The organism is Streptomyces prunicolor (assembly GCF_045162825.1).
Lineage (GTDB): Bacteria > Actinomycetota > Actinomycetes > Streptomycetales > Streptomycetaceae > Streptomyces > Streptomyces prunicolor.
This window is the reverse complement of the sequence record NZ_CP108676.1, coordinates 6,734,513-6,761,235: the sequence shown is the minus strand read 5'-3', so window position 1 is coordinate 6,761,235 and position 26,723 is coordinate 6,734,513. Positions and strand designations below refer to the sequence as shown.

At 70.5% G+C, this 26,723-nt stretch carries 27 protein-coding genes; 11 read left to right on the top strand and 16 right to left on the bottom strand.

All coding sequences use genetic code 11. From position 1 onward, the window contains the following. Positions 1-193: 193 nt before the first annotated feature. The 3 genes from OG588_RS31190 to OG588_RS31180 all read right to left on the bottom strand — a co-directional run bounded on the left by OG588_RS31190 (position 194) and on the right by OG588_RS31180 (position 3,516). Positions 194-1,384, bottom strand: coding sequence for a hypothetical protein (locus tag OG588_RS31190; protein WP_405950166.1), 1,191 nt, complete (start codon positions 1,382-1,384; stop codon positions 194-196). Further along, a complete protein-coding gene (locus OG588_RS31185; RefSeq protein ID WP_405950165.1) occupies positions 1,384-2,046 on the bottom strand; it encodes an RNA polymerase sigma factor in 663 nt (220 codons plus the stop codon). Before OG588_RS31185 ends, OG588_RS31190 begins: the two co-directional genes overlap by 1 nt. Positions 2,047-2,328: 282 nt before the next feature. Further along, positions 2,329-3,516 (bottom strand): AI-2E family transporter, encoded by a 1,188-nt coding sequence (locus OG588_RS31180; protein ID WP_405950164.1) that lies wholly within the window; start codon positions 3,514-3,516, stop codon positions 2,329-2,331. A 129-nt stretch (positions 3,517-3,645) separates the two neighbouring features. On the opposite strand from OG588_RS31180, the gene OG588_RS31175 reads away from it, so the two are divergent. Further along, entirely contained in the window at positions 3,646-3,846 is a 201-nt protein-coding gene (locus tag OG588_RS31175; RefSeq protein ID WP_405953423.1) for a hypothetical protein, read from the top strand. A 220-nt stretch (positions 3,847-4,066) separates the two neighbouring features. On the opposite strand, the gene OG588_RS31170 is transcribed toward OG588_RS31175, so the two are convergent. From OG588_RS31170 to OG588_RS31160, 3 genes are all read right to left on the bottom strand, one after another. Next, the gene (locus OG588_RS31170; RefSeq protein ID WP_405950163.1) at positions 4,067-4,411 is read right to left on the bottom strand and encodes a hypothetical protein; all 345 of its coding nucleotides are present in this window, start codon (positions 4,409-4,411) and stop codon (positions 4,067-4,069) included. Positions 4,412-5,003: 592 nt separating this feature from the next. Continuing rightward, entirely contained in the window at positions 5,004-5,354 is a 351-nt protein-coding gene (locus OG588_RS31165; protein WP_405950162.1) for a PRC-barrel domain containing protein, read from the bottom strand. 317 nt (positions 5,355-5,671) lie between these two features. Then, positions 5,672-6,943 carry a phospholipase D-like domain-containing protein gene (locus OG588_RS31160; RefSeq protein WP_405950161.1) on the bottom strand — a complete coding sequence of 424 codons (1,272 nt, stop codon included), beginning with the start codon at positions 6,941-6,943 and terminating at the stop codon, positions 5,672-5,674. A 74-nt stretch (positions 6,944-7,017) separates the two neighbouring features. Here OG588_RS31160 and OG588_RS31155 point away from each other — a divergent pair, with 74 nt between their 5' ends. Beyond that, complete coding sequence (locus OG588_RS31155) at positions 7,018-7,881, top strand: DUF1206 domain-containing protein (RefSeq protein WP_405950160.1); 864 nt, start codon at positions 7,018-7,020, stop codon at positions 7,879-7,881. A 196-nt stretch (positions 7,882-8,077) separates the two neighbouring features. On the opposite strand, the gene OG588_RS31150 is transcribed toward OG588_RS31155, so the two are convergent. The 3 genes from OG588_RS31150 to OG588_RS31140 form a co-directional block, all read right to left on the bottom strand. Next, a complete protein-coding gene (locus tag OG588_RS31150) occupies positions 8,078-8,917 on the bottom strand; it encodes an RNA polymerase sigma factor SigF (protein ID WP_405950159.1) in 840 nt (279 codons plus the stop codon). Positions 8,918-9,189: 272 nt separating this feature from the next. Next, positions 9,190-9,543: a PRC-barrel domain containing protein gene (locus OG588_RS31145; protein ID WP_405950158.1), complete on the bottom strand. Its 354-nt coding sequence runs from the start codon at positions 9,541-9,543 to the stop codon at positions 9,190-9,192. A 375-nt stretch (positions 9,544-9,918) separates the two neighbouring features. Next, complete coding sequence (locus OG588_RS31140) at positions 9,919-10,308, bottom strand: ATP-binding protein (protein ID WP_405950157.1); 390 nt, start codon at positions 10,306-10,308, stop codon at positions 9,919-9,921. A gap of 508 nt (positions 10,309-10,816) precedes the next feature. Between OG588_RS31140 and OG588_RS31135 the strand changes: the two genes are divergently transcribed. The 3 genes from OG588_RS31135 (at position 10,817) to trpA (ending at position 13,626) form a co-directional block, all read left to right on the top strand. After that, positions 10,817-11,113 (top strand): hypothetical protein, encoded by a 297-nt coding sequence (locus OG588_RS31135; RefSeq protein WP_405950156.1) that lies wholly within the window; start codon positions 10,817-10,819, stop codon positions 11,111-11,113. Positions 11,114-11,385: 272 nt separating this feature from the next. Further along, a complete protein-coding gene (locus tag OG588_RS31130; RefSeq protein ID WP_405950155.1) occupies positions 11,386-12,675 on the top strand; it encodes a hypothetical protein in 1,290 nt (429 codons plus the stop codon). Between the two features lie 90 nt (positions 12,676-12,765). Then, complete coding sequence (gene trpA / locus OG588_RS31125) at positions 12,766-13,626, top strand: tryptophan synthase subunit alpha (RefSeq protein WP_405950154.1); 861 nt, start codon at positions 12,766-12,768, stop codon at positions 13,624-13,626. A gap of 318 nt (positions 13,627-13,944) precedes the next feature. Here the strand turns inward: trpA and OG588_RS31120 are convergent, their stop codons facing one another. From OG588_RS31120 to OG588_RS31090, 7 genes are all read right to left on the bottom strand, one after another. Further along, on the bottom strand, positions 13,945-15,684 hold the full coding sequence (locus OG588_RS31120) for a hypothetical protein (protein WP_405950153.1): 1,740 nt from the start codon (positions 15,682-15,684) through the stop codon (positions 13,945-13,947). 157 nt (positions 15,685-15,841) lie between these two features. Next, positions 15,842-17,098: a cytochrome P450 gene (locus OG588_RS31115; protein ID WP_405950152.1), complete on the bottom strand. Its 1,257-nt coding sequence runs from the start codon at positions 17,096-17,098 to the stop codon at positions 15,842-15,844. After that, the gene (locus OG588_RS31110; RefSeq protein WP_405950151.1) at positions 17,095-17,682 is read right to left on the bottom strand and encodes a GTP-binding protein; all 588 of its coding nucleotides are present in this window, start codon (positions 17,680-17,682) and stop codon (positions 17,095-17,097) included. The genes OG588_RS31115 and OG588_RS31110 overlap by 4 nt, the downstream gene beginning before the upstream one ends. After that, positions 17,663-18,031, bottom strand: a complete 369-nt coding sequence (locus OG588_RS31105; protein WP_405950150.1) for a DUF742 domain-containing protein — start codon at positions 18,029-18,031, stop codon at positions 17,663-17,665. The genes OG588_RS31110 and OG588_RS31105 overlap by 20 nt, the downstream gene beginning before the upstream one ends. Then, entirely contained in the window at positions 18,028-18,465 is a 438-nt protein-coding gene (locus OG588_RS31100; protein ID WP_266861325.1) for a roadblock/LC7 domain-containing protein, read from the bottom strand. The genes OG588_RS31105 and OG588_RS31100 overlap by 4 nt, the downstream gene beginning before the upstream one ends. Before the next feature lie 8 nt (positions 18,466-18,473). After that, positions 18,474-20,048, bottom strand: a complete 1,575-nt coding sequence (locus OG588_RS31095) for an ATP-binding protein (RefSeq protein ID WP_405950149.1) — start codon at positions 20,046-20,048, stop codon at positions 18,474-18,476. 80 nt (positions 20,049-20,128) lie between these two features. After that, positions 20,129-20,461, bottom strand: coding sequence for a cupin domain-containing protein (locus tag OG588_RS31090; protein WP_019055718.1), 333 nt, complete (start codon positions 20,459-20,461; stop codon positions 20,129-20,131). 631 nt (positions 20,462-21,092) lie between these two features. On the opposite strand from OG588_RS31090, the gene OG588_RS31085 reads away from it, so the two are divergent. From OG588_RS31085 to OG588_RS31060, 6 genes are all read left to right on the top strand, one after another. Continuing rightward, complete coding sequence (locus OG588_RS31085) at positions 21,093-21,629, top strand: helix-turn-helix domain-containing protein (protein ID WP_405950148.1); 537 nt, start codon at positions 21,093-21,095, stop codon at positions 21,627-21,629. 645 nt (positions 21,630-22,274) lie between these two features. Continuing rightward, positions 22,275-23,372 carry an ATP-binding protein gene (locus OG588_RS31080; protein WP_405950147.1) on the top strand — a complete coding sequence of 366 codons (1,098 nt, stop codon included), beginning with the start codon at positions 22,275-22,277 and terminating at the stop codon, positions 23,370-23,372. Between the two features lie 20 nt (positions 23,373-23,392). Next, entirely contained in the window at positions 23,393-24,220 is an 828-nt protein-coding gene (locus OG588_RS31075; RefSeq protein WP_405953252.1) for a roadblock/LC7 domain-containing protein, read from the top strand. Next, entirely contained in the window at positions 24,213-24,599 is a 387-nt protein-coding gene (locus tag OG588_RS31070) for a DUF742 domain-containing protein (protein WP_019055714.1), read from the top strand. The genes OG588_RS31075 and OG588_RS31070 overlap by 8 nt, the downstream gene beginning before the upstream one ends. Before the next feature lie 4 nt (positions 24,600-24,603). Further along, a complete protein-coding gene (locus OG588_RS31065) occupies positions 24,604-25,164 on the top strand; it encodes an ATP/GTP-binding protein (protein WP_019055713.1) in 561 nt (186 codons plus the stop codon). An 8-nt stretch (positions 25,165-25,172) separates the two neighbouring features. Next, positions 25,173-26,549 carry a cytochrome P450 gene (locus OG588_RS31060; RefSeq protein ID WP_405950146.1) on the top strand — a complete coding sequence of 459 codons (1,377 nt, stop codon included), beginning with the start codon at positions 25,173-25,175 and terminating at the stop codon, positions 26,547-26,549. Positions 26,550-26,723: the final 174 nt, after the last annotated feature.

Here is a 26,723-nt window from a genome sequence, read left to right as displayed (position 1 = left end):
GCGGGACCGGGGGAACGTGTCCCACCCGCGCCGTGTGCACGAGCCGTAGGTACGGGGGGAACCCCGGCTCTGTGCGTTGGCCGATGACCAGTCGGCTCACTCAGTACTGCGCCGCGGCGGCCGGAAATGTCACACCTGCCGCGAAGAAATTTCCACTCGCCATGAAACCGCAGGTCAGCGGCGTGCGCCGAGTTCAGAGCACGCTGTACGTCGGGCTCGGCGACGGGGTCTGCCGGGTCTCGGTGCTGGTGGTGTGCGTCGGGGCCGGGGTGGTGGACGGCGCCTGGCGCAGGAGGAGCGGGGCGAGGATCGAGGGGCCCGGGGTGGCGGCGCCTTGGTTGTTGTAACCGCTGCCACTGCCACCACTGCCGCTACCACTGCCGCCGTTGCCGCTACCGCCGTTGCTGCTGCCGCCGCCCGGTGCGAGCGGGGATATGTGCCCCTGCCCGTTGGTGTCACCGCTCTGGCCGCCGGTCTGGTCGCCGGGACCGCTCGAACCGTCGCCCTGACCGCCGCCGCTCTTGCCGTCACCCTTGCTGTCGCCGGTGCCGCCGGTGCTCTTGTCGTCCGTGTCGGTGCCGGTGTTCTTGAGCAGGCCGTTGCAGTACGTCCACACGTGGGACGTACCGCCCGCCGCGCCCTCCAGGGTGCGCTTGCGGCCGGGGGCCAGGGGCTTGCCGTCGCGCACGGCACGGCAGGACGAGGTGACCCCGCGCCACCACTTGCCGGAGCCGACGGAGTCGTCGCCGGAACCGGTGCTCGGCGTGGGGTTCGCGCCCTTGCCGGCGGCCTCGCCCGAGGAGTCGCCGGAACCGCCGCCCGCCTTGGGCGTGCCCGAGCCGCCGGTGCCGCTCGGCGCGGGCGAGACGAGGGTGCGGTCGGGCGGGGTGACGGCGGCGGAGATGGAGGAGGCGGGCGTCGGGTCGTCGTAGAACGGTGTCGGGAGGGCGCCCGTGCCGACGGCGGCCGCGACTCCGCCGAGCATGCCGACGGCGAGCGCGGCGGTCAGGCCGACCCGTACGGGTCTTCCCCAGCGTGGCCCCGGGAGGATCGCGGCGGGCCGCCCGAGCCGGACGAGACCGGCGTCGGAGGACGGACCGCGACCGCGCCTGGCGAGGGCGGCCCGCTCGACATCGTTGCCGGTGCGCGCCGCTCTGAAGGCGGTCAACGCGGCTTCCTCGCCCGGGAGTTCGACCTTGGCCGGCGAGGGTTCCACGGACAGCGCGCCGAGGGTTCTGGCGAGCCGGTCGGCCTGGGCGCGGGCGGCCGGGTCGACGGCTTCCAGGGACTCGCCGCGCAGCAGCAGTTCGGCGGTCTCACGGTCCAGCCATCGGCCGGGGGTCCGAGGGGTGTCCCCCGGAAAAGCAGAGCGCTCGTCGGCCATCACATGTCCTTCTGCGTCCGCGCGCGCGTATGCGTCACAGTGGCGGACGTCACCGCGCGGTCGCGCGGGTCTCGCTGGGGCGGCAGGGCGTCGAGGGCCGCGGCGGATTCCGGGTCGCCGCCGAGCAGTTCCGCGAGCCGTTTCAGCCCGCGGTGCGCGGCCGTGCGGACGGCGCCGGGCCGCTTGCCGAGGGTCTCCGCGGCGGTCTTGGCGTCGAGGCCCATCACCACGCGCAGGACGACGGCCTCGGCCTGGTCCTGCGGCAGCTGGGCGATGAGGGAGAGGGTGCGGTCGGTGGCCAGGGCCTCGATGGCCTCGCCGGCGGTGTCGGAGTCGGCGGCGCGGCCGGTGAGTTCGGTCTCGTCGCCGACTGTCGCGGGGCGCCGGCCGCGCATCCGTATGTGGTCCAGGGCACGGTTGCGGGCGATCCGGGCCGCCCATCCCCGGAACCGGTCCGCGTCCCCGCTGAACCGGTCCAGGTCCCGGGCGATCTGCAGCCAGGCCTCGGACGCGACGTCCTCGGCGTCCGGATCGCCGACCAGCGTCCGTACGTATCCGAGCAACCGTGGGTGCACCGTGCGGTACACAGTCCGGAACGCGGTCTCGTCCCCGTCCTGTGCCGCAAGCACCGCGGCGGTCAGCTCCGCGTCGTCCCCCAGCACGTGGTCCCTCGAATGGTGTTGGTCGCGTCCGCACTCCGGCGCGAAAGGCACGTTACGACCTGAAACTGTTCCTCGTCCATGTCCGTACAAGCCTCAACTACGTGGTTCGGCCCTGCGGTGTGACAGAAAACGCACCCACGGCGCTGTAAAAAGTACGGGCCGCCGCGCGGCCCGTACAGCGCGACGGCCGGGGCCTCTCCTGTGGGGGGTGGCGGCCCCGGCCGTCTCCGCGGTGCACGGCTCCGATCTGCGTCAGGGCTCCGTCCCGACGTGACGCCTGCGTCATTTCCGTTCCTTCTCGGGGAAGACGTACTCGTCGAGGATCAGGCCGGCGGCGACGGCCGCCGGGATGGCGACGAGGGCGCCGATGATGCCCAGGAGCGCCCCGCCGACCAGCACCGCGAGGACCGTGACCAGCGGATGGACGTCGACGGCGAACTTCATGGCCCTGGGCACGATGAGGTAGTCCTCGGCGATCCGGAAGACGACGTAGAAGACCGCGGTCGCGATCGCGACGGGCAGGGACACGGAGAGCGCGACGAGGCTGACGACGATTCCGGCGAGGGTGGAGCCGACGATCGGGATCAGGTCCATCAGGGCGGTGAAGATGCCCAGCGCGGCGGCGTACGGGACACCGGTGGCCGCGCACCAGCCGAAGGTCGCCACTCCGGCGATCCCCGAGGTGACGAGGTTGCCGAGCATGAACTTGCCGATCCGGTTCATGATTTCCTCGGCCATGCCCTCGACCCGCTCACGGCGACTGGCCGCTACGAACCGGTAGCCGAACTGTTTGATCGTCGGCAGGGCCGCCATGCAGTACAGGGTCACCGTGATCACGATCGCCGTGGACGTGACCGTGCTCAGGACCAGCTGGCCGGCGCCCACCACGCCTCCCGCCAGACCGGACGCTCCGCCTCCCGAGCCGATCTGCTCCTTGGCCTTCTCGACCACGTGGTAGCGGTCCTCCAGGCGGCCGATCGTGGACTGGTGGTTGTGGACCTGCTCCAGCCAGCCGGGCACCGCGTCGACCAGCGCGCCGATCTCCTTGGCGACCGGCGGAATGACCAGCGCCAGGAATCCGGCGAGCACGACGACGAACCCCGTCAGTACGATCGCGACGGCCCAGCCGCGCCGCAGACCCCGGCGCGTGAACCAGACGACGAGTGGTTCCAGGCTGATCGCGATGAACACGGCCAGCAGGATCAGGGTCAGCATCGAACTGACCCGCAGAACGGTCTGGACGGCGAGCCACGCCAGGCTCGCCCCCAGCCCCAGAGCGAAGCCGACCGTCACCCAGGACCGCTTGCGCCCACCGCGTGCGTCTCGCTGCGGGGGCTGCCGCGGCGCCTTCCGAAACTCCTGTACGGCGTCCGCCGACCCGGCATCGGAGCCGTTCACGTCCGGCCCTTCCGGCCCTTCCGGCCCGCCGTGCTCGTCCCGGGCGGACTCGGACTCGGACTGCGCAGACATCGCGACGCCTCTCTCGGCTGCCTCACCCGGGTGGTCGGCACCCGTCCCGGGTACCCAGGCACTCCGCTCGTACCGCGTCGCGCCATCCGCCTGTCCGGCCGACGCGTCGCGACCAGGTCACAACGGTGTGTGGCGTCAGACGCCGAGGGCGACGTCCCGGCGGACGATCTGTTCGTGGACGGCGTCGGCCTCGACGTACTCGGCATGGAAGTGGACGGCATGGAAGTGGACGGCGGCCGGGCCCGCGCCGACCCGTCGCGGTCAGTCCCTGGGCGAGACGCCGTGAGCCGGGCGTGGATGCGCTCGGCCCGTCAGTCGCGGGCGTCGTAGCCGAACGTGGGGTGCGAGTCGGAATGCATCGCCGGTTCTGTCGGGCCCCGGGGCGGGTTCGGGCGACCAGCCGGGTCTCGATGGTGCGCAGGGTGGAGATCACGACGTCGGTGTCGTCGGAATCGGTCACGGCCTCCGCAAGGGGGCGGCTCCAGACCTCACGCAGTCGTTGCAGGTTCTCCCTCGTGGGTGGGGAATGCCGGGACGGCTTCCCGCCTCGTCACCGCTTGCTGCTGAGCCGCAGATCGACCTCCTTCTCCTGGTCACCGGACGCCGCGCCCCAGTGGTCCACGGCGAACGCGGTGCTCAGGGCTTCGAACAGCTGGTCCACGGCGACGTAGCCGCCCTGCAGCGTGGCGGAGACCGAGCCCTCCAGGGGGATCGGATCGGTCAGGATCCGCTCCCGCGCCGGCTCGAACTCCGCGCTCCACACGGCGGAGTGGTCGCCCGCCTGTTCCTGGGGCACGTCGTCCGAGGGGCGGTCGGTGGGGAAGGCGGCCCGCAGGACGCCGAAGACGGTGGCGGCGTCCTCCTTGGACGCTCCGGTGAGATTCACGGTGGCCATCAGGCTCACTCTCCTTGGGTCGGGCGGGGCGTGGACGATCAGACGCACGCGTTCACGGTGTCGGCGGGCGGGTCACGGGGTGACGGTCACGGGGTGTCCGTTCCAGCGACGCACGCCTCGGCCCCACAGCGCGCGAGGCATCAGTCGGGTGGTTCGTCGGGGACGGGGTGCCCTGGACGTGCGCTGCGGGAATGCGCGGCGCCTTCCGCCCGGTGCCGGCCTCGTCCGTGTCGGGGATCTCCGGATCGGGGATCTCCGGGTCGGGGATCTCCGGGTCGGCGGTCTCCGCATCACGCCCGTCCGGCTCGCGCTGCGCTCGCTCACGGCGTTCTCGCTTCCTCGCTTCCTCGCTTCCTCGCTTCCTCGCTTCCTCGCTTCCTCGCTTCCTCGCTTCCTCGCACAGGGTGGGTGTCAGAGCCGGGTACCCCGACGGCCGACGACAAATCCGACCTCGACGCCTCTGACCTCGACGCCTCTGACCTGGGGTTCGTGCCGTGCGGACGTCCAGGGCATCGGCGGGACTGACCCGGCACGGCGGAAGGACGGGCGCCGGCAGAACGCCGGCACCCGCCCCTGTGCGCTGTGGTGACCGTCAGGCTCGGTGGTCTCCGTAGTAGCCGCCGACCTGCTCGTGGTAGCCGGCGTCACCGATGTGCTTGTCCTTGTCGAACTCGGGGGAGTTCTTGATCTCTTCCTTCGTGCGGCCGACGTGGACCGTCCGGTCCGCGATGTCGATGGAGGAGATGACACCGGCAGGGAGCAGAACCTGCTTGCCGAAGATCCACACTCCGGTGTCGACGACGATGTACGCGGCTCCGACGTCCTCGGAGTGCTTGTCGACCTTGCCGATCGAGCCGTCGCTCGCCTCGACCTTGAACCCGGTCAGGTCCGTACCCGTCTGGTGGCCCGACTCCGCCGGGTAACCCCACATGTTGTCCGTCATACAAAACCTCCCCTTGTAGGGCGTGAATACCGAGGAAGCCCGTCCGGTATTTCGGTGGGCGCCCCTCGGCAGGTCGAGTGCCCACCGTTTTCCGTCCCACACAATTTGAAATGTCGACTACGCGTCAATGGATCGCGAATCCGGCGCCACTCAAAATCATCGCGAGGAGAAGAAAAGAATCAACACAGCCATGCCGACTCCGCTTCCCGAAAGGCCGCGGTGCCCTCTTTTCCGTATGGCATGCGGGTGTTTTTCGGCCTCATTTCCACGGTACGTCGGCGTGCGCGTCGAGGCCGATGGACAGGTCAATGGACAGGTCAGAGGAAGCGTCGTACCGGCAGGACAGCCGCTTCCCTGACGCGCTGGAGCAGCGCGCGCCGTTTCCACCGTCCGGCACGGATGAGTTCGCTGTGCTCCAGGTCCTCCGTGAAGTGGCGGTCCAGCGTCGCCGTGAACGTGGGGTCCAGTACGGCGAGCATGACCTCCTCGTCGTGGTCCAGGGAGCGGCGGTTGAAGTTCGTCGAGCCGATGAGCGCCGTGGCCCTGTCGACGGTGACGACCTTGGTGTGGAGCATGGTCGGCTGGTAGTGATGGATCCTCACCCCGCATGCGGTGAGCTCCTCGTAGGAGCGCTGGCCCGCGAGTTGGCAGACCCTCTTGTCGGTGTACGGGCCCGGCAGCAGGATCTCCACCTCGACCCCTCGGCGGGCCGCGGCGCACAGCAACTCGATGAAGTACGCGTCGGGTGCGAAGTAGGCGGTAGCCAGCCGGATCCTTTCCTCCGCCGTCTCGATCACCACGCGGAGCAGGGTCTGCATGTCCTGCCAGCCGAAGCTGGCCGAGCCCCGGACGACCTGCACCACCGCATCGCCCTGCGGGGTGTGGTCGGTGAACCGGTCGCGGTCGTCGAAGAGTTCGTCGTGGCACTCGGCCCAGTTCTGGGCGAAGGCGGCGGCCAGTCCGTCCACCGCGGGTCCGGTCACCTGTACGTGGGTGTCGCGCCATTCGTCCGGGTTGCGGGCATCGCCGCACCATTCCTCGGCGATGCCGACGCCGCCGGTGAAGGCCGTCTCCTCGTCGACGACGAGGACCTTGCGGTGACAGCGGTGGTTCTGCTTCAGCGGAGACAGATACAACGGCTTGCGGAACCAGGCCACCTGCACGCCGGCCCGCTCCATCGCTTCCAACTGCTCCTTCTCGATGAGCCGGCTCCCGAAGCCGTCCAACAGCAGCCGTACGCGCACGCCTTCGCGCGCCCGCTCCGCGAGCGTGTCGGCGAACCGCCGGGCGATCTCCCCCTTCCAGTACACGAACGTCATCATGTCCACGGTGTGGCGGGCGGAACGGATCCGGCCCAGCATGGCGCCGAAGATCTCGTCGCCGTTGCGCAACGGGAGCAGCGCGTTGCCTTCCGTGGCCGCGATCCCTATGAGCCGTTCCAGCCGGCGTCTGGTGCGCCGAGCCCGATCGTCGAGGACGCCACCGACGTCCTCCGCACCGCCAGACACCTCGGACCTGACGGTTCCCGTCGTCTCGACGGTTCCCGTCGTCTCGGCGGACGCGTCGGCTGCGTTCTGCGTGTTTGGCATTGCTGCACCTTCCTGGACATCGAGCCGGAAGACAGAACCGGGAGGCCTTGTCCTTCGAGGGCATCCGGAACGGCATGGCTACTGGATCGACAACGGCACACGGACAAGGAAACGGACAGGGACACGGACCCGGACAGGCCCACCGTGCGGCGAACAGCAAGGCGGTCGCGGCGGCGGCCTGTGCGGGCTTCGTCGCCCGCGGGGTCATCTGCGTACTGATCGGTGTCCTCTCCCTGCGGATCGCCTTCCTCGGCGGGGGCAAGCAGGCCGACCGAGGTGGCGCGATCGCGGAGATCGCCCAGAAGCCCTTCGGCACAGTGCTGCTGTGGCTGCTGGGAATCGCCCTGGCCGGGATGTCCCTGTGGCGGCTGTCCGAGGCCGCCTTCGGGCAGGCGGGCCCCGACGGCGGCAAGCCGGGCAAGGGAGCGCTGTCGGCGGGCCGTTCCGTCTTCTACGGCTTCGTCGCGTACTCCGTGCTCGCCTACGCGGCCGGTGACAAGGGCAGCGGCAGCGGCAGTTCCGACCAGGACTCCCAGGACGTCATGGCGAAGGCGCTGGACTGGCCCGGCGGGCAGTGGATCGTCGGCATCGCCGGTGCCGCGGTGACCGGTGCCGGCGTATGGATCGCCGTCCGGGCGCTCCTGCGCAAGTTCGAGAAGCATCTGAAGATGGCGGAGATGTCCCGGACGACTCGTCAAGTCGTCGTCTCCTTCGGTGTGTTCGGCGGCACGGCCCGCGGCATCGTCTTCGCCACGGCGGGCGGCTTCGCCATCGCCGCGGCGGTCCGGCACAAGCCCGGCGAGGCCAAGGGCATGGACGACACCCTGCGTACCTTCGCCGGCACCCCTGCGGGACCCTGGCTGCTGGCTCTGATAGCGGTCGGCCTCATGGCCTTCGGGGTCTTCTCCTGGGCCAACGCACGCTGGCGCGAGGTCTGACCCGACGGGCGCGGGGCGCGGTTGTGGCACCCCATCACACGTCAACGGTGCCATGGCCCGCGTTCGCTACGCGTCAGCGTCAAGCCGTCGGAGTCAAGCGGAGCCGGAGGATGATCGGGGGCTGCTCCCCACCTCACCGGGGCGATACCTCACAGGGGCGACGAGGAGCAGCCGGTGTGTTGCGGATCGGTGCGGGCTAGTCGGTGGTGAGCATGCCCGCGCGGAGCTTGGCGAGGGTGCGGTTGAGCAGGCGGGAGACGTGCATCTGGGAGACGCCGAGGTGTTCGCCGATCTGGGCCTGGGTGAGTTCGTCGACGAACCGCATGTGGATGATGCGCCGTTCGCGGTCGCCGAGTTCGGCGATCAGGGGGGCCAGCGCGTTGAAGTCCTCGACGAGTTCGAGGGCGTTGTCGTCGAGGCCGATGAAGTCGGCCAGCGCGGCTTCGCCGTCGTCGCCGGAGCCGATGGCGGCGTCGAGAGAGGCGGAGTTGTAGCCGTTGGAGGCGAGCCGTGCTTCGACGACCTCGTCCTCGCTGAGGCACATCAGCTGGGAGAGTTCCTTGGTGGTGGGCGTGCGGCCGAGCCGGCTGCGGAGCTCTTCGGTGGCTTTGGCGAGCTGGACGCGGGCTTCCTGAAGGCGGCGGGGGACGTGGACGGCCCAGGATGTGTCGCGGAAGAAGCGCTTGATCTCGCCGGTGATGTAGGGGACGGCGAAGGAGGTGAACTCGACCTCGCGGGAGAGCTCGAACCGGTCGATGGCCTTGATCAGCCCGATCGTGCCGACCTGGACGATGTCCTCCATCTCGTCCTGGCCACGGCTGCGGAACCGCGAAGCGGCGTACCGGACGAGCGTGATGTTCATTTCGATGAGGGTGTTGCGCGCGTACTGGTACTCGTGCGTGCCCTCTTCGAGGACGGCGAGCTGGTCGAGGAACAGCCTGGTCAGCTGACGCGCGTCCTTGGGTGCGACCTGTGAGGGGTCCGCGATCTCCGGCAGCACCCGGGTCTGTGCGTCCGCCGTCTTCGTCACCGTCATGTCAGGCCCCTCCCGCGTTGTCCGGACTCCGTGCCGCCGGATCCTTGTCCGCCGACAATGATCGGCCTACCCGGGTTCGCGGAATGCACACCAGGTGATTTCAGAACGGGTCCGCCGACTGCTGTCGGACCGGGTCCCCCGGCCCGACCGTGTCGCGTCAAGTGCGGGACGGCCCGGACGCCCGGACGACCGACCGGGAGATCGACCGGACGACCGATGCGGGGCCGGCCGGAGTATCTCCGGCCGGCCCCGCATCCGGGCTGCTGCCGACGTCAGACGCAGCGCTGGGTCTGGTAGTAGCCGGCGACCTGCTCGTGGTACTCGGCGTCGCCGACGTGCTTGTCCTTGTCGAACTCGGGGGACTCCCTGATCTGGTCCCTCGTGAGGCCGACGTAGATCTTGCCCTCGGCCTGGTCGACCGTCTTCACGGTTCCGGCGGGCAGCAGGACGTGCATGCCGAAGATCCACACGCCGGTGTCGACGACGAGGTAGGAGGAGCTGACGTCGTCCGAGTGCTTGTCGACCTTGCCGATGCTGCCGTCGGTGGCCTCGACCTTGTATCCGATCAGGTCGGTGCCCATGGTGTGGCCGGTGGTCGGCTGGTAGCCCCAGATGTTGTCGCTCATGAGAACAGCTCCCTCATCGAGATTCTTTGTTGCTCCCGCAGTTGAACCGCCAGTTGAACCGCGGAGTCGTACCGGCGTTGTCGAATTCAGTGACGTCTCTTCAAATCTTCAGAAATGAGAGTGCCGCCGACCCTCCACGTGCCCTGTGGAGCGATCTTCACTCCTGCGGATTTCATGCGTTTCTCCGGCGGCCCGGAGCTTCGGATTCACCTATTTCCAGACAGGCAGGGGTGAGTGGTCATGGCTGCGGAGGAGAAGGCGAATGCCAAGGACGCCATCAAGCCCAAGTAGGGCAGCACTCCTGATCCCGGTCCCGGCAGCGTGACGAACTCGGCTACGGGTGGTCGGCGCCCTGTGCCGGTACGGGTCCCTGCGTCACCGGGCGAGGAGGGCGCTCACGGTCTTGCCGCCGGCCGCCTGAAGGGTCACGGCGGTGGCCTGGGCGAGGCGGTTGACCATGGGCCAGCCGAAGCCTCCCGTGCCGCCGTTCAGATCGGGGGTACCCATGCGTGGCGTCCGGGGGCTGCGGTCGTGCACGGCCACCTCGACGCCGTCCGGGTGTGCGGTCAGGTTCAGGGTGCAGGTACCGCCGCCGTGACGCAGGGCGTTGGTGACGAGTTCCGAGACGACCAGGACCACGGTGTCGGCGGCCTCAGCAGCGATCGGATGGTCGAGACCTCCGAGGAAGGCCCGGGCTCTCTCGCGTGCTCCGGCGACGGAGGTCACGGAGCGGACGGTCGCGACGTCGACGCTCATGGTGTTCATCAGGTCTCCCCGGTCTCTGGATCGTTGTCCGGTTCTGCCTGCCGGGTCTTGTGCCCCCGCCTGCGGCCCGTTAACCAGGCGGGGGCAGCAGGAGGTGCTGGTCCCGCGCACCCTCGCTCAGGAGCGCCGTGCCCGCATGGAAGCGCGCCTCCGCCCCCGGTCAGAGCAACTCACGCCACGCGATCCCGCAGGGACCAGGTTCCGCTCGCTCGGGCCAGGAGTGGCAACCCTGGCCGTCTCCGCGAGATCCGCACCTCCGACTTGGCACGATGCGGGCCCCCTGGGCCTCCGTGACCAACGGCGGGACCAGCGGCGTGACGAACGGCGTGACCAACGCGGTCGGACACCTCACGAGATCATCCCCGGGCCGATGACACCGCGGCGCTGATATCACCTCAGAGATAGGCGGTCGGGCCACCCGTGCTCCATGGTGGTCGTCAACCGCCCGCCCGACACAACGCGTCCCGAACGCCTCTCGTCGACCACCCACCTCTCTCCGGAGGCTGCCGTGTCCCGATGCCCCACCGACAACCACGACTTCAAGGCGACGCTGTGCGCCAAGCGCGTCAACGGCGTCATCCACGCCTGGACGAAGGCGAGTTGGGACGGCGCTGTCTGGTTCGTCGACCGGACCGGACTTCTGGACGCCGCCCGCTTCCGCCTGGAGATCAAGAAGTCGGTGAGCGGCACGGACCCCGTCGTGAAGTCCGCGAACTCGTACGGCACCACATGCAGGTCGGAGCACGGCAACACCGCCGGCAAGGGCTACCGGACGACCCCGTTCAGCGCCTCGCCGGTCGTCTGAAGCGTTGATCTCTTACTCCTGACTCCCGGCCGGGGGCGACCATACGGGGGTCGGCCGGGGACCGAGGCGAGCCGTGTCAGCGGCTCGACCGCGCGCATCCCATCCGCGCGGACCTCGGTCGGGCGGGGAGTCGTACCTCCCTTACGGCTCCCCGCAACTCCCACGGCCCGGACGCAACGCACCGCGTCCGGGCCGTGGTGATCTCCCGCCCGGAGCGGACGCGGCACCGCGCCCCGCTCCGGTCACTTCGTTTCCTCTGCTCGGGAGCCCTGATGGCCTTGTTCTGCGCCGCGTTCGAGGTGTCCACCCGCACCACGGCCGGCCCCCGCGTCCCGACCGGGCCCGGCACCGCGGCGGTCGTGGCCCCGGACGACGACTGCGGCTACGCGACGGCCCTGCTCCGCCAGGGCCGGCAGCCCGTGGCCGTCCACCCCGCGCCCCGCCCGCGCCCGTCCGTCCACGCCGTACGGGCGGACGGACCCTACGTGCGTACGGTCGAGCACTGCGGCTCGCTGCGGCAGACGGTCAAGGCGCTGCGCGCCCTGGACGTGTCCGCCGTCGTCGCCGGAAGCGCGGCGGGCATCGAGCTGGCCGAGCGGATCGCCTGGCACCTGGGCGTGCCGGGCAGCGATCCCGGCGCCGCGCCGCTGCGCCGGGACCACGGTGTGCAGGCCGCCGCGCTGGCCCGGGCAGGTGTCCCGGCCCTGCGCGGTGTGCGCACCACGAGCCTGGCCGAGGCCCTGCGCTGGGCGGCGGAACACCCGCTGGGCGACTACCTCCTGGCTCCGGCCGCGGCCGGAGTGCCTGTCGAGGCGGTGGTGTGCTCGCACGCGTCCGGGATCGGCTCCGCCTGGCCGGCGATGCGCCGGGCGGTCGCCCGCCACTCCGACGACCTCCACCTGGTGCTGTCCGAGCGTCCGCCCGGCCGCGAGTTCGTCGTCAACACCGTCACCCGGATCGGCCTGGACGGACTGCCGGAGCACACCGTCACCGACCTGTGGGCGCGGACCCACACGCCCGACGGACTCCCGGCCCGCACCGACCTCCTCGACCGGCACGCACCGCTCACCCGGGCCCTGACGCGGTACACGCTGCGCGTGCTCGACACGCTCGGGGTGGTGTGCGGCCCGGTCTCCAGTCGCGTCGCCTTCGGCGCGGGCCGGACGCCCGTCCTGGTGGGCGCGCTGGCCGTGCCCGGAGCGTCGCTGGCCGACGACGCGCTGCGGGCGGCCACCGGACGCGACCGTTTCGCCGACGCCCTGGACGCGGTGCTCGCCCCCGCTCCGGGCCGCCCCGTCCCCGCACCGACCGGCCGGCACGTCGTACGGGTCCACTTCCGCCCCCGCGCCGACGCGGTCGATCCGTCGCTGGGCCGCGTTCTGCGCGGGCTGCCCACCGTCGTCGCGGTGAGCCCCGGCCTGCGGGCCGGGGCTTCGGCCACCGACACCCCGGTCGGCGCCGAGGTGGTGCTCAGCGGCGCCGAACCCCGGGCCGTCGAGGCGGACTACCGCGTGCTCCGTGCCCTGGAACGCGAGGGCCTCTTCCCGGCGGACCGACCGTGACCCGCCCGGCAACCCCCTTCCCTTGTCCTCCCTCCTCCCTCCTCCCTCCTCCCTCCCCCCGTCCCCCGTCCCGTCGTCGGAGAGGCACCCATGACCACGTCCACACCGCCGTCCTGGTCCGCCGCCGGCCTCGACCACGCCCTCGCCAGGAGCCGCGCCGAGCAACGGGCCGCGCTCGGGCTCTACTTGCCCGTCGGCTACCCCACCCGCGCGGCCGGTCTTGACGCCCTGCACCTGATGGCCAAGCACGCCGACGTACTGCAGCTGGGCGTTCCGCACACCGACCCGGTGCTCGACGGCCCGGTGATCCGGCGGGCCGCCGCGCAGGCCCTCGACGCGGGCTTCCGTATGCGCGACCTGTTCGACGCCGCGACCGAGCTGACCGCCGCCGGCACCACCGCGGTGCTGGCCATGTCGTACTGGAAACCGATCGAGGTCTACGGACCGCGGGCCTTCGCGGAGGAACTGGCGGCCGCCGGTGTAGCAGGCGTGCTCGTCCCCGATCTCCCCGAGACCGAGACCGAGACCGACACCGAGACCGCAGCCGCGACCTGGCAGCGGGCCGCCCGCGCGGCGGGCCTGCACACCAGCACCCTGATCCCACCGCGCGCCTCCGACGCGCACCTGGCCGCGCTCGGCTCCGTCACCAGCGGTCTGATCCACGTCCCCGCCACACCCGGGTTGACCGGCGCCCGGCGCCCGCTCAGTCCCTACCTGCCGCATCTGGTACGGCGGGTGCGCACCCTCACCGGCCTGCCCGTGGCGGTCGGCATCGGCATCGGCACCCCCGACCAGGCCGCGCAGGCCTCCGCCTACGCCGACTCCGTGATCGTCGGATCCGCCGTGATCCGCCGGATGCACACCCAACCCGGAGCGGCGGCCGTCACCGCCGCCGAAGCCGCCCGCGACTTCGCGGAGGGCATCCGCCGCGCCCGGCCGCCCACGGCCTGACCCCACCTCTCAGTGCCGCCGGATCCGTCAGCGGCGGACGGGCTCCGCCGAGCGGGGTGGCCACGTAGAGGGCCACGGTCAACGGGCCGAATCCCGCCGAGGCCGCCCGCAACTTCGCGAAAGGCATCCGCCGCGGCCTGCCCCCGTCTCACCCCTCAACGCTGCCGCGCAGGCACCGCCGCCGAATCCGTCAGCGGCGGACGGGCTCCGCCGAGCGGGGTGGCCACGTGGAGCGCCACAGTCAGCGGGCCGAATCCCGCCGAGGCCGCCCGCAACTTCGCGAAAGGCATCCGCCGCGGCCTGCCCCCGTCTCACCCCTCAACGCTGCCGCGCAGGCACCGCCGCCGGATCCGTCAGCGGCGGACGGGCTCCGCCGAGCGGGGTGGCCACGTAGAGGGCCACGGTCAACGGGCGGATTCCGCTGAGGCGTTGCTCTCCCGGGTCTTCGTCGATCGGGGGCCAGATCGTGATCAGGTCCCGCTCCATGAGCATCTCCGCCGCCTGGACGCGCCAGCGGACGGTGCGGTCGCTGACGTGGAGCCGGCTCCCGGCCGCGTCGGAGTCGAATTCGGCGAGCACCCAGGCACGTACGGTCTGCAGGAGGTCGCGGCTGTCCGTCGCCAGGGGGCGCAGGAACTTCTCGGCCCAGGCCCGGACGGGGGCCACGCCGAGGACCTCGTCGAGCGAGACCTGGCGGTACGGCGACGGGTCGGCGCCGTGGGTGGCGACGATCTGGATCGCCAGGGAGACGACGATGCGGTCGAGGGTGCGTTCGGGGACGAAGCCGAGATCGGCGAAGACCTTCGCGACGCGGCGCTGGAGCGTGTTGCGGTGGATCCGGATGATGCGGGACGCCTTGGTGGTCTTGAACTCCAGGGCCATGGCCACGGAGCTGAGGATCTGCATACCGCCGGTCGCGGTCAGGACGGGGTCCAGCACCCTGCTCGCCCAGGCCCGTGCGAGATCGGCCGGGAGGATGTCGGCGAGACCGAGCACCTTCGTTCTGTTCACGATCATCTTCTCGGCCCGGTACTCGGTGCGGCCGAGCGCTTCGAGCGCCTCCGAGTAGGCGGCTCCCACGTTCGCCATCGGGTAACGGCTGCTGCCGCCGACGCTGACCCGGGCTCCGTCGAAGGTGGTGAGGAGCCGGCCGATGTCCTGCTCGGGATCGTGCTCGGTGTGTACGGGAACGATGCTGATGATGTGCTCGGGGTAGGCGGGACAGCGGACCGGGAGCGCGGTGTCGCCGAGGTCCTTCTCCACTTCCGCGAGGACCCGGTCGCGGTGTGCGGAGCCGCAGTTGATGATGAAGACCCGTGCCTCTTCGCTGTCCAGCAGGCCCGGCGACACTCCAGCCATGACGCGCTGGGCGTCGGTGACATGACCGGTCATCAGGAGCTGGAACACCGACAGGCGGATCTCGGTGAGGGCCTGTCGGAAGTCCGGCTCGCCGATCCGTCCCGACGGTGCCAGCGCCAGGGCGAGTGCGTTCGCCGCATGGACGACGAGTGCTCGTTCACTGTGCCCGAAGGGGTCCTTGAGCGCGACCGCGAGGAACTGCTCGCCGTCTCCGATGGATTCGACGCGGGCGAACAGGCCGGCGGGGGTGGTGAGTTGTCGGCGGTCCGGGTTCGTCAGTACGGAGGCCAGGGCGATCGGTGCCGTCGCCGGAGCCGCCGCGAGGATCTCCCCGCGTGAACCGACGACGACCTCCGCCTCGAGTTCCCGCGAGAGCAGGTCGGCGATGCTCTGGACCATGTCGGCGGCGGGTGCGCGGAGTTGGTCGAACAGGGAGCTGAGCCGGGCGACGTGCTGATGGACGGCGGCGGCGCTCATCTCGGTGACCAGGCCGGCCAGGGTGGTCTTCCACTGGTGCAGCGTCCGGTTGGAGGCCAGCAGCGGCACCTTGTAGTGAGCGGCGCCGGCTCGGACCGCGTTCAGGGAGTCGTCGTCGGGGAGTGCGCCGGTGACGACCAGACCGGCCGCGTGACGGGCGGCGAGGGTGGAGAACAGGCGGTCGCTGTCCCGCAGAAAACCGATATCGGAGACTATTAACACCCTCTGGATATTCTCCCCTATCCAGTCGGTATCGGACAGAAGGCGTACGGACTGGACCTCTCGGTCGGCGATACCGCCGGAGCATGCGCCAAGCCCGAGCTCCGGTATGTTCACAAGCTCCCGAAGGCCGATCATCGAGGTAAACACCACCCTTTCCCTATAACACCCTACCGGGCGTATTCATCCCGCTACGACGAGTCCGCACACCTTGTTCGTCTTCTTGTTCGTCTTCGAGCCCACGCTCCTGCGGAGGAGAGAAGAAAACGCCGACATGGGCGGGGCAATGCATGAATGGGCCGTGTTTGCCGGCGACGGTGGAAATCGGGGCGCTGAGGTCCCACAGCGCGTCGACAGCATTCTCGATCGCGGCCTCCGCGATCGAGGTGGCCAGACCCGGAGCCGGGCAGCGGTGCATTCCGGCCGACCACGCGAGATGGCTGCGATCCAGCGCGTCACCCCGTCCCGGGCGGCCGGGGTCCATCCCGGTGGCCGCGTGACTGATCAGGACCGGCACCCCCTGGGGGACCCGCACACCGTGCACGGTCTTGGGCCGGCGTGCGTAGTGCACCGAGGAGTTCGCCACCGGGCAGCGCACGGACAGGGTCTCGTTCAGGGCGGTGCGCAGGGTCACCGCGCCGCCGACCAACTGGCTCGCGTAGGCGGGCTCGGTCAGCAGGGCGTGCAGGGTGGATCCGATCCAGGCGGCGGTGGGCGCGGCGCCCAGGACGATCAGCGACGCGAGCTGGCCGACGGTCTCCTCGTCGCTGAGGGCGGCGGGGTGGGCCAGCAGGAACGACGTCAGATCCGTACCGGGGGTCTTCTTCTTCGTCCGGATCGTGTCCCGGAGGATGCCGGCGAGGTCGGTCCAGCCCAGCGTGGCGTCGGGTTCCGCGGCGGTGAGGGCGTGCACCGCGTCGCGCAGGGGGTCGGCCGTCTCGGGTGGGCAGCCCAGCAGTTCGGTGAAGGCGAGGGCGACGACCGGCTCCGCGTACTCCCGCATCAGATCCGCGTGGCCGCGGGCGGCGAAGCGCTGGATGAGCATGCGGGAGTCCCTTTGTACGCGGGCCCGTGTCTCGTGCGCGTCGATGCCGGCGAGGCACTCCTCCAGCGCCCGCCGCAAGCGCTCGTGGGCACGGCCCTCGGCACGCTGGACGCCGGGAATGACCATGTACGCGAGTTCGGCGGGGATGCGGTTGTCCGCGACCGCGCTCCAGTGCGCCGGGTCCCTGCTGAAGTCGGGGTCGGCGAGGAGTGCGCGAGCGGTGGTCCAGCTCGTGACGACCAGGGCGTGCACGCCCTCGGCGATCTCGGCCCACGCCACCGGTCCGGCGACCCGCAACCGGTCGTAGGCCTCGTGCGGGCGCTCGCGGAAGTCGTCGCCGAACAGCCGCGGTACGGGGTGATAGGTGTTCATGTCACGCTCCTCATCGGCCGGAGGATGTCCGCGACCAGGGCGATCAGGCCGGTCTTGGCGGATTCGAGATGACGTGCGTCGAGGTGGACGACGGGCCGGTCCGGCGGCAGGGACAGTGCGTCGCGCAGCACCGCCTCGTCGTAGAGCGGGGCTCCGGCGAACGTGTTGACGGCGATGACGTAGGGGACATCGGCCTCTTCGAGGAGTCCGATCGACTCGAAGGACTCCTCGATGCGGCGGGTGTCGACGAGAACGAGACCGCCCAGAGCGCCGTCGAGGAGGGAGCGGATCATGTCCGCGAATCTCGGCTGGCCCGGCGCGCCGAACAGGTAGACGACGATTCCGCCGCCGAGAGTGCGCCTGCCGAAATCCAAAGCGACGGTCGTCGTCGATTTGGTGGCGACATTCAATTCGTCGACCACCTGGCCCGCCCGGGTCAGACGCTCTTCCGTACGCAGCGGCGCGATTTCCGAGATCGCGCCGATATAGCTGGTTTTCCCGACCCCGAACGGCCCGAGGACGACAATTTTCACCGACCGCGTTCCGGCCGGCAGATAGGGAGCACTAAAGGCGTTCGAGACCATGGAGGACTCTTTCGAGGAATTCGGCCTCGTGGCACTGTGCCACGGGAACGAAGGGATCGGCTGCCAGCAGATGGCCGCTCGCCACCAACTCGGCGACCAGGGCGCGGACGACGCCTCCCGGCAGGTGCAGATGGGCGGCGACGTCCGCCACGGAGAGCACACCCGGCGCGCACAGCGCCATGACCCGCTGGGCCTGGGCCCGTAACCCCCGGCACTTCGCCTCGGGATCGACCGACAGCAGAGTGGCCAGATCCACGTGGACGCCCGCCGGTGCGGGGTCCGCGCCGATGACCGTGTGGGAGCGGACGACACCGCGACGGGAGTGGCCCGCGGCGGAGACCGGGCTCATGCCCGGTGCGGTTGGCGATCCCTGGACGCCAGGAACGGCTCCAGTGCCTTGGTCAGCTTCAAGGCCTTCGACAGCGCGAGTTGGGTGTTCGGGTGGACCACACCGCCCTCGACCGCGAGGGCGAGCCCGCTGTTGTGGCCGGCCGCCAGCACCAGGACGGTGTGCGTGCCGAAGTCGATCGTCTGCACGCGGGACATGGGAAGCGTGCCCGGGGCCACGTGGCAGAACTCCGCGAAGTTGCGCTGGAGGGAGTACAGGCCGGCGACCACGGCGCAGGACCGCTCGATCGCCTCGCGGCCGAGGCCGTCGGCACAGGCCAGGGGCAGCCCGTCGGACGAGAAGAGCACGGCGGAGACCACGCCTTCCCCCAGCAGGCCGTTGAGTTGGGGGCTCAAGTCGGCCGTGTCGGCCGTCGCGTGCTGGAACGCGGTCATTCCTGCGGTCACCCTTCCGTGGTGTGTTCGGTGCCGAATCCCTCGGCCAGGATGTGACTGAGCTGTTCGAACCCCTTGGTGAGTGCCGCTGCCTCGGGGTCGCTGATCGCGTGCTGTCGAGGCGCCGTGTCCTGGGGCCGGGCACGGCGCGGCTGCCGCTTGGGCAGAGCATGGGCCTGCGCCGGACCCGGGCCGGCCGCGGCCTGCGAGGACGGCTCGGCCGGAGCGTCGTGCACGGGATCCGGGGCCGACCGCCCGTGCCCACCGGAGCTCCACTGCGGAGCCGGGATCGTCTCCGCGCCCGTTGCCGGGACCGTCGCCGTATCCGCTGCCGGGATCGTCTCCGCGCCCGCCGCCGGGAACGTCGGAGGCGGTACGGGCCGCAGCTGGGCGGCCGACGGCGCCGCCCCCGCGCGGCGGGCGGGACCGTCCTCGTCCGCTTCCGCGGCCAGGCGTTCCGCCGGAATCAGCAGATCCGCGCGGACGCCGCCCGAGGCGGACGGCGACAGTGTCACGCGCAGGTTGTACTGGTGGATCAACCGGCCGATGACCAGGAACCCGAGCGAGAACGGCTCCGCGAGCGCGGTCACGTCCGCACCGCCCGAGGCCAACGCGCGCTCCGCCCGCTCCAGTTGCAGCGGATTCATGCCCAGGCCGCTGTCCTCCACGGTGATGCGGATACCGGCCCGCACCCGTTGCACATACGTGGAGGCCTTCTCCCCCGAGTAGGACGTGGCGTTGTCGAGCAGCTCCGTCAGCGCCACGATCACCGGTTCGACGATCAGCCCCTCGACCAGTACGTCGGCGGTCGCGGACTGGAAGGCGTACTCGACGGCGTCGAGGTGCGGGATCTGCCCGCGGGCGCTCTCGATGATCTCCAGGACGGAGCAGTTCGCACGCTGCACGCCGGGCCAGGAGTTGGCGAGGATCCGCAGGCGCTGCACGGTGTGGCCGGCCAGCGTGACGGCGTGGTCGATCCTCGCCAGCGCCTGCGGGGTGGTGCTGCCCGCGCCCTGGTCCTCATCGGCGTCGAGCGCCGCGTCGATGTCCCGCTGCGCCCGCGTCAGCGCGGCCTGGATCTCCTCCGCGGCCACCCGCACACCGGCACCGGCCGCTTCCTCGGCCTGCCGCCGCACATCCGCCGCGGTCTGCCGCAACAGCGTGTCGAGTACGGCGAGATATCCCGCGATCTCCGAGCCCTCCAGGGAGCCGTGCCGCAGTCCCGGCGTGTGCCGCACCGGGACACCGCGGATCTCCTGGACCGCGGCGGGCAGGCGCCGCTCCACGAAGTGCTCGACCTCGCCGATCACCAGCTGCGCGTACTGCCAGTTGCCGGAGGCGTCCGCACGGGCCTGGTCGAGCTGATGCTGCCACTGGGCGCGGAGCTCGGCCGTCGCTGCCGTCCCGGCGTTGTTGCGCAACTCGGCGTCCCGCTGGGCGACTTCGGCCTCCCGCAGCCGGGTCCGGGCGGTCTTCAGATGCTGTACGGCTCGTCGCCGGCCCGGAAGCTGCGCCACCCACGTCGCCACCGCCGCCGCCACGGCACCGGACACAGCCACGGCCGCTTCGATGAATCCGGTCACAAGGGATGCGCCATTCTCGGGAGGGAGGGAGGGAGCGAGGAAGCCGGGGACGGAGCCGGGGCGGCGGCTGTGGGGTGCGGTCAGGCGGCCTCGCCCAACCCGTGCGGGAAGAACGCGAGGAACCGGCAGCCGACCGCCGAACTCGGGTAGTGCACGCTCCCGGGCCGGCCCGAGATGACCGAGCCCTTCGGCCAGGCGGCGTGACCGTCGTGGAACTCGCCGTCCAGGATGACCAGATGCTCCCACCGGTGATGCGGGTCCTCACCGGCGTTGGCGCCCGGGGCCATGACGTACTCCTGGATGACGGAGGGATCGTCCGGAGTGGCTTCCTTGATCGTCTTGACGGTGATGAACTCGGTCAGGGCGGTCGCCGGCACGTCGTGTGCCGAGGTGACGCTGAAACCAGGAAGCATGCTGTTCCTTCACGTTGGTGTGCGGCCGGGGTCGGTTCCCACCGGCGGGCGGCCGACTCACGGGGCCGCCTGGCCCTGGGAACATATGAGCCGTCGCGCGAGCCCCGCCAGCCCACAAGTGCACCGTTTTCACGGCTCCTCATTGCCGCGGTGCATCACGTCGATCTCTTTGTTGCCACCGTGCACCGTTGAGTCCTTCGGCATTGCCACGGTGCACCGCGGACCGTCGTTCCGGGCAGCAGCGAGGCGCGGTACGGGAGTGAACGGCGACGGGCGGCACCCTGCCGTGGTGCATTGCGGCAACAGGGAAAAGCGGAGTGGTGCACGGCGGCAACACATGCGCCGCCAATGTGCACCGCGGCAACCGGCGGGCGGCGAAATGGTGCACCTGCGGCCTAGCGGGGCCCGTGCGACGGCTCTTAGGTTCACAGGCCCAGGCAGTTACGGGAGCGCTGAATGCGCCCTACCGATGGTGGAGTCGTCGCCCATGATCAATGTCCATGCAACGGCCGCGGTCGTCCCCGGAGCCGGGACACCCGAGCACGCCAACGCCGACATCTGGCAGTAAACCCGCACCGGCACCGGTCAGTTGGACCGCACCATCAAGGAATTCACTAAGGAGTGGAAGTCCGTGTCAGGACTACGCACCGCCGAGATACCCGCGGCTGCCACGCGCACCCGGCGCTGCGCCGAGTGCGCCGGCCGACTGAGCAGATACAACAAGGAGAACAGGTGCGGCGCCTGTCTCCGGAGCCTGCCGACGAGCGCACAGGAATCGCTCCGCGTACCCGCGCGGGTCTGGGACGTGCCGGAGGTCCAATTCGCCCTGGCGGAGCGTGACTTCGGGAGACTCTGCACGCTGGTCCGGACCCTGGGGAACCTCCGGCAGGACGACATGGTCACCCTGACCGGATTGAGTCAGTCGTTCATGTCGATGCTGGAAACAGGCACCCGCCGCCTCACGAACATCGACAGAATCGTCGAACTCCTCGCCGGCCTGAACGTCCCGGTCGAACTGACCGGCTTGGTACTGCGACCACAGGCCGATCCACAGGCCGGTCACTTCCGTTCGCCCGGCCGGATACCGCCATCGCCCATGGCCCGCGCGATGGCATCCGTGGGCCACGGAGCGGTCGCCGGCCGGCCCTGCCCGGACGGTACGCGCTAGGCGGCACGCGGTAGCCGTGACCCTTCGGTACCGCCAACACCTCGTCCACACCGGGCAGTTGCCCGGCACGACCGGATCCTGTAGCCCGACACCCGCGTCATCGCTCGGCGCGACCACCCGCACCCCCGGCCCGAAGCCAACGGCCCCTACGCGAACCCTGCACCGCCTCGCCGCCCCGCCCCCTCGCACCGCCTGACCAGCGAACCTCTGCCCGGGCAGTGAAGACACCCCGCCCGCACGGCAGTTGACGATCATGGACATCGCGCCGCCCCGACCGGAGCGCCGAGGCCGGTACCTCCCGGCGTCGGAGGCCTCGGTCTCACGGCACCGTCAACACCCCTTACGGAGCCGACATGTTGACTCCGTGTTAACCCGATGGAGTGGCCGCTGATATCACGGTTGACGGTGATAGCATTCCGCCGTCTGCGACCTTGATCCACTTTTGTTCAGGCCCCGAGCCTGAACGCGGTCGTCTCTCCGCGTCGATCAGTCATGCAGTCCCCTGGACGGGTTGCGGATCCCTGCAAGGCGTACTCGACGACGCCTGCATGCCACGCGCCGGGAAAGGTTTCCATGACTCAAGACGTGCTTCTTTGGTGCCTGGTTGCGATAGCGGTGATAGCCATAGCCGCAGTCGTGGCACTCATGCTCCGCAGCAGAGCCCTGGGGAGGAGGAAGACGGAGTCCGAAGCCGCGCTGGAAGCGCGGCTGCGGTACGCCCAGGGTGAACTCGACCGCGCTCAGGCCGCCTTGGTGACGATGCGGGACGAGCAGGACGGTGTCATCCGCGAGGCGGGGCAGGCCGCCGAGGAGAACACCAAGGCGGTCCTCAAGGGCGCCGCCCGCTTCCTGCAGAGCCTCGCCGCCGAGCAGACCACGCTGCTGGACGGGGTCCAGCGCGAGTACGGCGGCCACGCGGTCCTCTCCGACCTGATGGACATCACCCACGCCAACGCCCAGATGGCCCGCAAGGCGCAGGGCATCGCCGTCATGTGCGGCGCCCCGCTGGGCCGCCGCAACCAGCCCGCCAGCGTCTACGACGTGGTCCGCAGCGCCCAGAGCCAGATCCGCAACTTCCAGCGGGTCGAGATCATGCAGCCCAGCGGCATCGCCCTGAAGGCCTCCGCGGTCGCGCCGGTCGCCCTGGCCGTCGCCGAACTCCTCGACAACGCCGCCAGCTTCTCCCAGGCGGACGCCCCGATCGAGGTCACGTTCCGGCAGGCCCAGAAGAACCTGTGCATCGTCATCGACGACGCCGGCGTAGGCATGGGCGACGAGGAGCGGCAGCGGGCGAGCGCGCTGCTGTCCGGAGAGGGCCTCCCCCGGCTGTCCCAGCTGGGCACCCAGCCCAAGTTCGGCTTCCCCGTCATCGGGATGATCGCCCGTCAGCACGGCTTCACGGTGGACGTCACCGGTGTCTCCCGGTACGGCGGCGTACGGGCCGTCGTCCTGCTGCCCGAGGAGCTGTGGACCATGGAGGAGACCCTGCCGCCGGCCACCGAGGCCCCCGTGAGCAGCATCCGGCCGATGGAGACCGGAAGGTCGGCGCGTACCGCGGGTGGTCTGCCGAAGCGCGGGTCCCGCATCTCGCCCACCAGCATCACCAACGGTGCGGAGCAGGCACCCCGCCGAAGTGCCCGGCGCGGCTCCGGCAGCCTGGCGGCCCTGCAGCGCGGTACGCAGACCGCGCGTGACACGGCCTCCTTCGACACCCAGACGCCCGGAGGGTCCGAAAACGCATGAGTACAGGAGACCTGTCCTGGATGGTCCAGGACATCGTGGACAACGTGCCGCGGGCACGGCACGCAGTGGTGCTGTCCGCGGACGGCATACCGCGCGGGTCCACCGACGACCTGACCGGCCAGGACGTGCGGACCATCTCCGCCGCCATGGCGGGGATGCAGTCGCTCAGCCGGGCCACCGCCCACTTCGCCGGACTGGCCCAGGACCGGCAGTGGATCCAGACGGTCATCGAGTTCCAGCACGGCTGGGTGTTCCTGATCGGGGCCGGGCAGGGCGCCTACCTGGCCGCCGCCGCGGAACCCGACGTGGACATGGAGCAGCTCTCGTTCCGGATGAACCGGCTGGTCTCCCGGCTGGGCAACAACCTCACCGCCCCGCCGCGGGTGACCCCCGGTGACGCGCCGCAGACCCTGGACCGCGCCTCGGCACTGCGGGACGCGGAGGGCGGGGCGGTCTTCCTGCTCGCGGAGCTGGACAAGGCGGTGGCGTCGGTGCCGGGCGCCGTGCACGCGCTGCTGCTCGGCGCGGACGGTCTGCCGCGCGGGGCGAGCGCGGGGATCGGCAGGAACCTCGCGGACACCATCTCGGCGGCCATGACGGGCATCCACGCCTACAGCCGGGCGACCGCGCCGTTCGCGGGCGGCCAGCAGGACGACGAATGGCTGCAGACGGTCATCGAGTTCGAGCACGGCTGGGTGTTCCTGATCGCGGCCGGCGAGGGCGCCTTCCTCGCCGCGGCCGCCGAACACAGCTGTGACATCGAGGAGTTCACCGAACGGCTGGGCGACACGATGCCGGCGCTGACCGCCGGGTCGGGCGCCAGGGGAGGAAGGACGGGCGATGAGTGACGAACTGGACGGCGAGCTGGAACTGACGGCCCCATTAGTCCCCCTCTTCGTCATCGCGCAGGGTCGCGCGCTGCCACGGGAGAGCGAGTACGAGCACACCACGATCATCACCGCCCAGGACGGTGCCGTAGCGGCCGCTCGCACGCTGGCCCCGGAGGCCCGCACGGTCATGGACCTGATCGCGGACGGCTTCCTCTCGGTCGCCGAGGTCGCCGCCCACACCCGGCTGCCCCTGGGCATCGTCCGCATCCTGTTGGCGCAGATGGCCGAGGACGGCCTGATCCATGTGCGCAATCCGGTGCCCCACGCCGAACGCCACGACCCCGTCCTGCTGACCGCCGTGCTCGACGGCCTGATGCGAATTCGAACCGGAGCGTAGTCCCGTGTATCTGGATCCCGACGTCTCCCGCTCCGTGAAGATCCTGGTCGTGGGCCACTTCGCGGTCGGGAAGACCACGTACATCGGAAGTGTCTCCGAGATAGAACCGCTCCAGACCGAGGAGGAGATCACCGAAGCCAGCGAGGGTCTCGACGACCTCTCCGAGACCCCGGACAAGACGACCACGACCGTGGCGATGGACTTCGGGCGTCTCACCCTGGGCGAGGACCTGGTCCTCTACATCTTCGGAACTCCCGGGCAGGAACGCTTCAAACAGATGTGGGAGGGGCTGTCCCGGGGAGCGCTGGGGGCGCTGGTCCTGGCGGACCCCGAGCGGCTGGAGGAGACGTTCCCCATCCTCGACCTGGTCGAGGCCTTCGGTCTGCCCTACGTCATCGGCGTCAACACGTTCGAGGGGAAGCACGAGTTCCCGCTGGACGAAGTGTGCGAGGCACTCAACATCTCGGAGGAGACCCCGGTCATCCACTGCGACGTCCGTGACCAGGACTCCTCTATGCAGGCACTCATCACGCTCGTGAAGCACCTCTTGTCCTCACTCGGCTAGGAGCCAGCATGCAACAGCCCTTCGACACGTCCGGGGCACCGGCCGGTTGCCCCGCGCACGGCAACCTCCCGCTGTACGGGTCCGGCTTCGGCTCCGACCCCGAGAACACCTACGCCCAGCTGCGCAAGCTGGGGCCCAGCGCCCCGGTCGACATCGCGCCGGACGTCGAGGTCGAGCTGGTGACCAGTTACGACGCGAGTCTGTACATCCTGCAGAACCCGACCCTGTTCGTGCGGGACTCGCGGCGCTGGAACGCCCTGAACGCGGGGAAGGTGCCCGCGGACAGCCCGGCCGTGCCCATGATGGGGTACCGCCCCAACGCCATGTTCAGCGACGGCGCGGCGCACGCCCGGCTGCGGCAGGCCGTCACGGACAGTCTCGCCACCGTCGACCAGGGCCGGATCGTCCGGTTGACGCAGCAGTCGGCCGACTACCTGATCAGCCAGTTCAGCTCCGAGGCCCTGGGGCAGGCGGAGTTGATGTCCGCCTACGCCCAGCCGCTGCCCCTGCTGGTCTTCGGTGAGCTGTTCGGCTGCCCGCCCGAGCTCGGCGACCGGGTGATCGCCGGCCTCACCGGCGTCTTCCAGGGCGTCCCGGGTTCCGACGAGACGCTGGGCGGCGCGGTCGCCGAACTGATCGCCCTCAAGCGCCGGGAGCCCGGTGAGGACCTCACCACCCGGCTGATGGTGCACTCCTCCCGGCTGACCGACGAGGAGGTGCTGCACCAGCTCGTGTTGCTGCTGGGCGGCGGAACCACGCCCCTGACGGCCTCGATCGGCACCAGCGCCGCGCTGTACCTCAGCGACGACTGGCCGACCGGTCTGCCGGTCGAGGACGCGGTCGTGAAGACGTTGTGGAACTACTCGCCGATCGCCAACTACGCGGGCCACTACCCCACGCAGGACGTCGAGTTGGGCGACCGGATCCTCCGGGCGGGCGACCCGGTCATGATCTCCTTCGCGGCGGCCAACACCGACCCCAAGCTGACCGCGCACCGCGAACAGCTCAGCTCCAAGGCCCATCTGGCGTTCGGCGCCGGCCCGCACGGGTGCCCGGCGAAGGATCCGGCGTTCATGATCACGGCCACGGCCGTCGAGTCCCTGCTCAACCGGCTGCCCGACATCGAGATGCGCGTCCCCTTCAAGGAACTCTCCTGGGTGCCGGCGCCCTGGAGCCGCGGGCTGATGACCCTGCCCATCCGGTACACCCCCCGCGCCGTGCCGTCCGTGACCAGGGCCCGGCCGGCCCGGCCGTCGTCCGCTCAGGTCGCGCCGACGCCCGCCGCCATGCCGCAGACGGTGACGGCCGGCCGTCCGTCGCACGCCGCTCCGCGCCCCAAGGGCGGGATGTTCAGCCGCTTCCGGGCCTGGGTGAATGGCGAGTGACGTGAACAACCTACGAAAGCACTGTGTTGTCGGATGACTCAAACACCCCACGGGTACGGATGGCGGCCGGCAGCCAGCAGCCACCATCGTGGGAGGCCTCACGACTCCGGCATCGGACCGTCGGGCCTCCACCTCCGTGTTCTCCCGTCTTCGCACGGCTGAGGGACAGGCAGA

Coding starts and splice junctions, on each gene's coding strand:
- OG588_RS31190 (WP_405950166.1), bottom strand. CDS start 1,384: ATGGCCGACGAGCGCTCTGCTTTTCCGGGGGACACCCCTCGGACCCCC.
- OG588_RS31180 (WP_405950164.1), bottom strand. CDS start 3,516: ATGTCTGCGCAGTCCGAGTCCGAGTCCGCCCGGGACGAGCACGGCGGG.
- OG588_RS31170 (WP_405950163.1), bottom strand. CDS start 4,411: ATGGCCACCGTGAATCTCACCGGAGCGTCCAAGGAGGACGCCGCCACC.
- OG588_RS31165 (WP_405950162.1), bottom strand. CDS start 5,354: ATGACGGACAACATGTGGGGTTACCCGGCGGAGTCGGGCCACCAGACG.
- OG588_RS31160 (WP_405950161.1), bottom strand. CDS start 6,943: ATGCCAAACACGCAGAACGCAGCCGACGCGTCCGCCGAGACGACGGGA.
- OG588_RS31155 (WP_405950160.1), top strand. CDS start 7,018: ATGGCTACTGGATCGACAACGGCACACGGACAAGGAAACGGACAGGGA.
- OG588_RS31150 (WP_405950159.1), bottom strand. CDS start 8,917: ATGACGGTGACGAAGACGGCGGACGCACAGACCCGGGTGCTGCCGGAG.
- OG588_RS31145 (WP_405950158.1), bottom strand. CDS start 9,543: ATGAGCGACAACATCTGGGGCTACCAGCCGACCACCGGCCACACCATG.
- OG588_RS31140 (WP_405950157.1), bottom strand. CDS start 10,308: ATGAACACCATGAGCGTCGACGTCGCGACCGTCCGCTCCGTGACCTCC.
- OG588_RS31130 (WP_405950155.1), top strand. CDS start 11,386: ATGGCCTTGTTCTGCGCCGCGTTCGAGGTGTCCACCCGCACCACGGCC.
- trpA (WP_405950154.1), top strand. CDS start 12,766: ATGACCACGTCCACACCGCCGTCCTGGTCCGCCGCCGGCCTCGACCAC.
- OG588_RS31115 (WP_405950152.1), bottom strand. CDS start 17,098: ATGAACACCTATCACCCCGTACCGCGGCTGTTCGGCGACGACTTCCGC.
- OG588_RS31110 (WP_405950151.1), bottom strand. CDS start 17,682: ATGGTCTCGAACGCCTTTAGTGCTCCCTATCTGCCGGCCGGAACGCGG.
- OG588_RS31105 (WP_405950150.1), bottom strand. CDS start 18,031: ATGAGCCCGGTCTCCGCCGCGGGCCACTCCCGTCGCGGTGTCGTCCGC.
- OG588_RS31100 (WP_266861325.1), bottom strand. CDS start 18,465: ATGACCGCGTTCCAGCACGCGACGGCCGACACGGCCGACTTGAGCCCC.
- OG588_RS31090 (WP_019055718.1), bottom strand. CDS start 20,461: ATGCTTCCTGGTTTCAGCGTCACCTCGGCACACGACGTGCCGGCGACC.
- OG588_RS31080 (WP_405950147.1), top strand. CDS start 22,275: ATGCTCCGCAGCAGAGCCCTGGGGAGGAGGAAGACGGAGTCCGAAGCC.
- OG588_RS31075 (WP_405953252.1), top strand. CDS start 23,393: ATGGTCCAGGACATCGTGGACAACGTGCCGCGGGCACGGCACGCAGTG.
- OG588_RS31070 (WP_019055714.1), top strand. CDS start 24,213: ATGAGTGACGAACTGGACGGCGAGCTGGAACTGACGGCCCCATTAGTC.
- OG588_RS31060 (WP_405950146.1), top strand. CDS start 25,173: ATGCAACAGCCCTTCGACACGTCCGGGGCACCGGCCGGTTGCCCCGCG.